Source organism: Brevundimonas sp. (genome assembly GCF_036732845.1).
Taxonomy (GTDB): domain Bacteria; phylum Pseudomonadota; class Alphaproteobacteria; order Caulobacterales; family Caulobacteraceae; genus Brevundimonas.
This window is the reverse complement of the sequence record NZ_DAINBO010000064.1, coordinates 1-8,027: the sequence shown is the minus strand read 5'-3', so window position 1 is coordinate 8,027 and position 8,027 is coordinate 1. Positions and strand designations below refer to the sequence as shown.

At 71.1% G+C, this 8,027-nt stretch carries 8 protein-coding genes; 7 read left to right on the top strand and 1 reads right to left on the bottom strand.

Going from position 1 to position 8,027, the window contains the following annotated elements:
• Both V7D63_RS12815 and V7D63_RS12810 read left to right on the top strand, forming a co-directional pair.
• Positions 1-1,295, top strand: a 1,295-nt coding sequence (locus V7D63_RS12815) for a GTP-binding protein (protein WP_333592667.1), incomplete at its 5' end; no start/stop codon positions are given.
• 141 nt (positions 1,296-1,436) lie between these two features.
• Positions 1,437-2,678, top strand: a complete 1,242-nt coding sequence (locus tag V7D63_RS12810) for a hypothetical protein (protein ID WP_333592666.1) — start codon at positions 1,437-1,439, stop codon at positions 2,676-2,678.
• Between the two features lie 165 nt (positions 2,679-2,843).
• On the opposite strand, the gene cysQ is transcribed toward V7D63_RS12810, so the two are convergent.
• Positions 2,844-3,629, bottom strand: a complete 786-nt coding sequence (gene cysQ, locus V7D63_RS12805; RefSeq protein ID WP_333592665.1) for a 3'(2'),5'-bisphosphate nucleotidase CysQ — start codon at positions 3,627-3,629, stop codon at positions 2,844-2,846.
• 63 nt (positions 3,630-3,692) lie between these two features.
• Here cysQ and chpT point away from each other — a divergent pair, with 63 nt between their 5' ends.
• The 5 genes from chpT to V7D63_RS12780 form a co-directional block, all read left to right on the top strand.
• On the top strand, positions 3,693-4,331 hold the full coding sequence (chpT, locus tag V7D63_RS12800) for a histidine phosphotransferase ChpT (protein WP_333592664.1): 639 nt from the start codon (positions 3,693-3,695) through the stop codon (positions 4,329-4,331).
• A 95-nt stretch (positions 4,332-4,426) separates the two neighbouring features.
• Positions 4,427-4,798 carry a response regulator gene (locus tag V7D63_RS12795; protein ID WP_333592663.1) on the top strand — a complete coding sequence of 124 codons (372 nt, stop codon included), beginning with the start codon at positions 4,427-4,429 and terminating at the stop codon, positions 4,796-4,798.
• Between the two features lie 5 nt (positions 4,799-4,803).
• Complete coding sequence (locus tag V7D63_RS12790; protein WP_333592668.1) at positions 4,804-5,619, top strand: CheR family methyltransferase; 816 nt, start codon at positions 4,804-4,806, stop codon at positions 5,617-5,619.
• 92 nt (positions 5,620-5,711) lie between these two features.
• Positions 5,712-7,610, top strand: a complete 1,899-nt coding sequence (locus V7D63_RS12785) for a M20/M25/M40 family metallo-hydrolase (RefSeq protein ID WP_333592662.1) — start codon at positions 5,712-5,714, stop codon at positions 7,608-7,610.
• Positions 7,611-7,646: 36 nt separating this feature from the next.
• Positions 7,647-8,027: methyltransferase domain-containing protein (locus tag V7D63_RS12780; protein ID WP_333592661.1), on the top strand; the 381-nt coding region annotated here is incomplete at its 3' end.

Sequence of the window (8,027 nt, the reverse complement as noted above, 5' to 3'; positions counted from 1 at the left end):
TGGACGCCGCCAAGGGCATCGAGCCGCAGACGCTGAAGCTGTTCGAGGTCTGCCGTCTGCGCGACATCCCCATCATCACCTTCATCAACAAACTGGACCGCGAGGCCCAGGACCCGATGGCCCTGCTGGACGAGATCGCCAGCCGCCTGCAACTGGACCCCGCCCCCATCTGGTGGCCCGCCGAAAGCGGAAACCGTCTGCGCGGCATGGTCGAAATGGGCACCGGCCGCTTCCAGCCCTACGCCCGCAAGGTCCCCGGCGCGGTCGAGGACGAAGGCCACCCCGAGGCCCTGCCCCTGGCCGACGCCGCGCAGTATTTCGAGGCCGGCGAACACGCGGCCCTGATGGAAGCGCAAGAACTGGTCGAGGCGGGCTATCCGGCGTTCGACCGTCAATCCTTCCTCGAAGGCCATCTGACCCCCGTGCTGTGGGGTTCGGCCCTGCGCCATTTCGGCATCGACGAACTGCTGGCGGCCATCGGCGACTGGGCGCCGCCGCCCAAGATCATGCCCGCGCGCAAGGAGGCCCCGCCCGAGACCCGCAACGCCCCGGCGCCCGAAGCGATCACCGTCGAACCCGGCCAGGCCGAGGTCACCGGCTTCGTCTTCAAGGTCCAGGCGAACATGGACCCCAACCACCGCGACCGCATCGCCATGTTCCGCATGGCCTCGGGCCGGTTCCAGCGCGGCATGAAGCTGAAGGTTCAGAACACCGGCAAGTCCCTGTCGGTGAACGCCCCCATCATGTTCTTCGCCAGTGATCGCGAACTGGCCGAGGACGCCTATGCTGGCGACGTCATCGGCATTCCCAACCACGGCGTGCTGCGCGTCGGCGACAGCCTGTCGGAGACGGGTCTGGTGCGTTTCGCCGGCCTGCCCAACTTCGCGCCCGAAATCCTGCAACGGGTGCGGGTCAAGGACCCGCTGAAGGCCAAACACCTGAAGAAGGCGCTGGAAGGCCTGGCCGAGGAAGGCGTGACCCAGTTGTTCCGTCCCGAACTGGGCAGCGACTTCATCGTCGGCGCCGTCGGCCAGCTTCAGTTCGAGGTCATGGCCGACCGCCTGGGCGAGGAATACGGCCTGGACGTCATCTTCGAGCACAGCCCCTACGCCGAGGCCCGCTGGATCGGCGGAGACAAGACCGACCTGGACGACTTCGCGGGCAAATACCGCCCCCAGATGGCCGTCGACATCGACCAGGCCCCGGTCTTCCTGGCCAAGTCGAGCTGGGAGACCGGCTACGTCATGGAACGCTTCCCCAAGATCGCCTTCACCAAGACCAAGGAGCGGGGCTGACGATCAGCGCGGCACGACCGACCTCGGCGTATGCCGCCTGAGCCGAGCCGAACCCGTTTCATCGCGCGGCGTTGACCTTGCAACGCGGCTCTGGAGTGCGATGAAACGGTCCCGTTACGGGACGAAGGGTCTGGGCGTTCGATGTTCGAGTTCGGCAAGGATCTGCGGAAAATCTTCGCCCAGGCGCGCGAGAGCGACGACCTGAGCTGGCTGGAGCTGATCGGCGTCAACCTGGTCGAGGTCGAGGCCCGGCAGCAGTCGGTCGACGCCGGTCGCGTCTCGTGCAAACACCCCGTCGAGGCGTCCCTGCGGGCCTCGGCCTTCTGGCGCGAGCACGCCCGCCGCTGTGGACATCCGGCCAGCCTGGAGCGCGCCGCCGCCGCCGTGACCGACGCCCGCCGCCGCGCCGTCGGCGATCAGATCGCCGAGACCGAGCTGGAGGCCGTCCGCGTCGATATGCTGCGCTTCGACCTGTGCGGCGACGTCGCCGTGCTGGACCGCGCCTTCGAGACGGTCGCCGCCGTCGGCGCGCCCAAGTCGGCCCAGACCGCCACCACCGCCGCCGCCCTGCACGCCCGGCTCAGCGCCCGCCGCGCCCGGTTGTCGGGTGATCCGGCCGCCCTGCTGGACGCCGCCGCCCTGTTGGACGCCGCCCTGCACGACCTGCGGTCGGCGCCCGCCGACCATGTCGAGGACGTGCGCATGGATCGCGCCGCCCTGGCGCTGGAGGCCGGGGTCGCGCGCCGTGATCCGCGCCTGTTGGACCAGGCGGGCCGCGACCTGCTGGCCCTGGTCGAGAGCGCCTCGCCCGATTACCGGCCCCTGACCCGCGCGCGCGCCCTGGCCCTGTGCGGCGCGGGCCTGGCCGCCCTGGCCGCCGTCGCCGGGGATCAATCGGCCCGGCTTCAGGGCCAGGCCCTGTTCGACGCCGCCGTCGATCAGTTCACCCCCGACCACAGCCCCCTAGACTGGGCCGCCATCCAGATCCTGCGCGCCGACGACCCTGAGACCCCGACCAAGGCCCTGATCGAGGCCGAGGCCTTGACCGCAGGCGGCGGCCTGATCCTAGGCGCCCTGGCGCGCGAGGCCCGCACCGCCCGCGCGGTGCATGAGGCCGAGGACCAGGGCGATTTGACCGCCCTGGCCGCCGTCGCCGCCCGTCTGCGCGTCCGTTTGCAAAGCGAGGATGCGGACGCCGCGCCGCTGGACTGGGCCGCCGATCAGATCGGCCTGGCCCGCGTCGGCCTGGCGGTGGGGCGCCTGTGCGGCCAGACCCCGCCCGGCGTCGCCCTGGCCCTGTCGGAAGCCGCCGAGGTCGCCCGCCATCACGGCGTCCCGGCGTTGGCGTCGCGGGCGGAAGGTCTGATCCAGATTCGCGCGTAAACTTCCTTCTCCCCTCCGGGGGAGAAGGTGGCCCGAGGAGCGGGTCGGATGAGGGGGCTGTGTCAGCAACCTAACTGGCCGACAGCGAGCGCGGATCAGGCATCCCCCTCATCCGTCATGCGTCGCATGACACCTTCTCCCCTGAAGGGGAGAAGGAAATCGGCGCTACCCCCCGATCGCCACGAACGGCCCGTTCAGCAGGCCGGGCTTGCCGTAGCGCAGAGGGCCGCCGTCGTCGGCCAGCACCCGCCCGCCCGCGGCCTCCAGCACCGCCTGACCGGCCGCCGTGTCCCATTCCGAGGTCGGGCCGCTGCGCGGGTAGGCGTCGAACCGGCCCTCGGCGATCAGACAGAATTTCAGCGAGGAGTCCGTGCCCTGCCATCGGGTGCAGCCATGGCGCGCCGCCAGCCGCGCCGCCTCTTCGTCAGTGAGGCTGTGGCTCATCAGGGCGGACCCCTCGGCCGGGCGGTCGCGCACCTTGATCGGCCGCCACGCCTCGCCGAAACGGCGCATCACCGCCCCCTGCCCCGGCGCCGTCGAGCGCCAGGTCACGCCGCTGGCGGGGGCCGTCACCACCCCGGCCACGGGCGCGTCGTCCCGGATCAGGGCGATGTTGACGGTGAAGGCCTCGCGTCCTTCCACGAAGCCGCGCGTGCCGTCCAGCGGGTCGATCAGCCAGAAGACCTCGTCCAGCACGGCGGGCTTGCCGTCCGCCTCGGCCTGTTCCTCGCCCACCGCCTGCACGCCCGGCCAGCGTTCGGCCAGCGCCGCCAAGATCAGAGCCTCGGCCTCGTGGTCGGCCCGGGTCACCGGACTGTCGTCGGCCTTGGTCACATGGGTCACGCCCGTGCGCCAATAGGGCAGGATCACCGCCGCCGCCGCCTCGGCGATGTCGGCGATGGCTTCGCTCAAGGCGCCGCTTTGAAGGTCGCGGATCAATTCGGTCGTCATCGGCGCTCCATTAGACCGTTCCCCCGGTTTCAAGAACCGGCAAATCACGTCAGCTTGCGCCCCATGACCGAGACCGCCTCCCCGACCGATCTGGCCACCCTGGTGGCGGCCAAGCTGTGCCATGATTTCATCAGCCCGGCGGGGGCCATCGTCTCGGGCCTGGACCTGCTGAACGACCCGTCGGCCCAGGACATGCGCGACGACGCCATCGGCCTGATCGACCAGAGCGCGCGCAAGATGGTGGCCCTGGTCCATTTCGCCCGCGTCGCCTTCGGCGCGGCCACCACCAGCGAGAAATTCGACGGTCGAGAGCTTCAGACCCTGGTCGCGGGCATGACCGACGGGGGCCGCGCCGCCGTCGACTGGCGGGTCGAGGAACGGGCCTTCGCCAAGCCCCAGGCCCGCGCCCTGGTGAACCTGGGCTATCTGACCGCCGCCGCCCTGCCCTCGGGCGGAACCGCCGTCATCGCCAGCCGCGTCGAGGGCGATCACCTGATCCTGGAAGGCGTGGCCGAAGGCGCCCGCGCCCGTCTGAAACCCGAGGCCGCCACGGGTCTGGCGGGCCTGCCCCTGACCGAAGGGCTGCAAGGCCAGTGGGTTCAGCCCTATTGGCTGTGGCTGACCGTCCATGAGGCCGGCGGCGGCCTCGACGTCTCGGCCGACGAGGGCCGGGTGGTCCTGACCGCGCGGATGCCGCTTTAGGCCGCGTCACCAACGGCTCGTTAACCGACCGGCTGCGATCATGGCGCGAAGATCCATGTCGATCGAATCGCTTCGAATCCTCGCCGGACGCCGCCTTGACCGTCAGAACCTGCCTCATCGTCGATGACAGCCGGATCATCCGCAAGGTCGCGCGCCGCATCGTCGAGGCGCTGGCCTTCGAGGTGGATGAAGCGGCCGACGGCTCCGAAGCCCTGGCCTATTGCGCCTCGACCCTGCCCGACGTGATCCTGCTGGACTGGAACATGCCGGTCATGGACGGCCTGACCTTCCTGCGCCGTCTGCGCGGCCTGCCGGGCGGCGAACGGCCCAAGGTGCTGTTCTGCACCATAGAGACCCGCGCCGACCGCATCGCCGAGGCCCTGTCGGCGGGCGCCGACGACTATGTGATGAAGCCGTTCGACGGCCAGATCCTGGAATCCAAACTGGCCGAGGCGGGGGTGCTGTGAGCGCCATGACGCCCGAGGATTTTGAAAAGCTTCAGGCCCTGCTGGCCTCGCGCGCCGGGTATCGGCTCTCGCGCGAGCGGCTGTCCCTGGCCGAGCATCGGCTGGGTCCGGTGGCGCGGCGCGAGGGGTTCGAGACCGTTTCGGCCATGCTGCACGCGCTGTGGTCGCGGCCCGTCGCCTCCCTGGGCTGGGCGGTGATCGAGAGCCTGCTGAACCCCGAGACCTGGTTCAACCGCGACCGCACGCCGTTTCAGACCCTGGCCCAGGACCTGCTGCCCGCCCTGGTCAAGGCGCGGGGCGAGCGCAAGATCCACATCTGGTCGGCGGGCTGCTCGATGGGGCAGGAAGCCTATTCCATCGCCATGGCGGCGTCCGAGACCGGGGCTGATTTCGACCTCGTCGCCACCGACCTGAACCAGCGGGCGGTCGAAAAGGCCCGCAGCGGCCTGTACACCACCTTCGAGATTCAGCGCGGCTTGTCGGCGGCCTCCATGCTGCGATGGTTCGACCAGACCGAGGACCAGTGGCGCGCCCGGCCCGAACTGCGCCAGACGATGACCTTCGCCGCCGCCAACCTGCTGGACGAACCGGCCGATGACCGCCGGTTCGACATCGTCTTCTGCCGCAATGTGCTGGGCGAGATGGCCCCGGCCCAGCGCGCCCGCGCCCTGGACGTGTTGGAGCAGCGCCTGGTCGACGACGGCTGCCTGTTCCTGGGCCAGGACGAGCGGGTCGAGAGCGACACCGTGGCCTTCCGCGCCGTGACGGGGCGGCCGGGCCTGTATGTGAAGACCCCCTCCACGCTCAGCCGCGCGGCCTGATCCCTCTTCCCCGCTCACGGGGATCAGGATGATCCCTTGCCGACCCCCTCCCCCGACGGCCTATAGTCCCGCGCGGTTCGGAGGGATCTTTCATGCGGCTCGGCCTGCTGTTCGGCGCCCTGCTGGTCGCCCTGTCCCTGGCGTCCCTGTCGTTGCGGACGCCCGCTCCGGCGCCGGTCACCGCCCCCGCCGCCGCCTTTTCGGCCGAGCGCGCCATGGCCGATGTGCGCCAGATCGCCCGCGCCCCCCATCCTCTCGGCTCGCCCGAGCACGCCCGCGTCCTCCGTTACCTGACTGTCCGCATGACCCAGTTGGGCCTGTCGCCCCAGGTTCAGACCGGCGCCCTGTCGCCCGCCGCCCTGAAACGGCTGGAGCGCTGGAACATCGACCCGGCGGCCGCGAACCATCAGGTCGCCAACCTGGTCGGCGTCCTGCCCGGCCAGGACCGGTCCCTGCCGCCGATCCTGCTGATGGCCCATTACGACAGCGTGCCCGCTTCGCCCGGCGCGGCCGATGACGCGGCCGGGGTCGCCGCCATCCTGGAATCCGTCCGCGCCATTCGGGCGCGCGGGCCGGCCCCGCGCGATCTGGTCGTGCTGTTCACCGACAGCGAGGAGCTGAACCTGGACGGCGCCCGCGTCTTCTTCAGCGAGCACCCGCTTCGGGATCGGGTCGGCGCCGTGATCAATCTGGAGGCGCGCGGCGGCGGCGGCCGGGCCGTCATGTTCGAGACCGGACGCGGCAACGCCGAGACCGTGGCCCGTTTCGCCGACGCCGCCGCCCGTGCGCCGGGCGGCCCGTCGTCCAGCTCCCTGGCCGTCTTCGTCTATGAGCTGATGCCCAACGGCACCGACTTCACCATCGCCAAGGATCGCGGCGTCGGCGGGTTGAACCTGGCCTTCATCGGCCGCCCGGCCCAATACCACGCCGCAGGCTCCACCCCCGACGCGCTGGAGGTGGGCAGTCTGCAACACATCGGCGGCCTGGCCCTGGAATCCGCCGACGCCTGGCTGCGCGCGCCCGACCTGCCGCGCGAGACCCGCAACGCCGTCTATTCCGACATCCTGGGCAAGCTGACCGTCCGCCACGCCCCCGCCGCCGGCTGGGTGCTGTTGGCTCTGACCGCCGTCCTGGGCGGGTTCGCCGCCTGGGCCGCGCGGCGGCGCGCCGGCCTGACCCTGCCCGACGTCGGCCGCGGCATGTTGGACGGACTGTGGCTGGCCGCCTCGGGCGTCGTGCTGGCCAATGCGGTGCGCGTGCTGAGCGGGCCGATGACGGCGCGGGTCGACAGCGCCGACGCCTATTACACCCTGTTGCGCCGCCTGCCGTGGATGGAGGCGGGCGTGGCCCTCAGCCTGCTGGCCGCCTGTCTGACCCTGATGGCCGGGCGCGACCGGGCCGGGCGGCGCGTCGTCACCGGCGTTCTGGGCGCCGCCCTGCTGATCTCCATCCTGCTGGGCGGCTTCGATCCCGTGGTACTGGGCGCCGCCGCCGTCGCCATCGGTCTCAGTTGGATCATCCGGCGCGAGCCGGGGTCCGTCTGGGGCGGCTGGCTGGGCCTGATCGCCCTGGTCTTCGTCCTGGCCTGCGCGGTCCAGGCCGCCGCGCCGCCGGCCGCCTATGTGCTGATCTGGCCGGCCCTGGCCGCCGCCTTCGCCGCCGCCCTGTCGGCCACCCTGGGGGCCGGACTGATCTCGGCCCGCGCCCTGACGCCGCCCGCCGTCGTCACCGCCGTCGTCGGCGGCTGGCTGATGGCCCTGGCGCATCAGGTGTGGCTGGGCATCGGCATGGACCTGCCCGGCGTCCTGACCCTGATGGCGCTGTTGATCCTGATGCTGGCCCGGCCGCTGGCTCCGCGCCTCAGCCTGACCCGTTCGCTGCTGATCGCCGCCGTCGCCTGCCTGGCGCTGGGCTGCGCCGTCTCGGGCTGGGCGCGCCTGATCGAACCCGCCCCGCCGCCGTCATCGGCCACGCCCGCCGCCGCGACTTAACCGGATCGGAACCGCCGTGGCTTAAGGGTCGGAGCTATGAATCTGATCCACGCCCTTCAAGACAACAGCGACCCCAATTCGCTGGTCTCGCGTTTCCGCCGCGCACGCGGCCGCCGCGTCGTCGCGCTGATCGAGGCGATCCACGCCGAAAAGGGCGCCGTGCGCATCATCGACCTGGGCGGAGAGGCCAACTACTGGCGCCTGTTCGATCTCGACCTGCTGAAATCCAGGAACGTCCACATCACCCTGATCAACCCCGGCGGCACGGGCGATGTCTGGGATACGGCCCTGTTCGACGAGATCGACGCCGACGCCTGCTCCCTGCCGCAATACGCCGACCACAGCTTCGACCTGGTCCATTCCAACTCGGTCATCGAGCACGTCGGCGACTGGCCGCGCATGGAGGCCTTCGCCGCC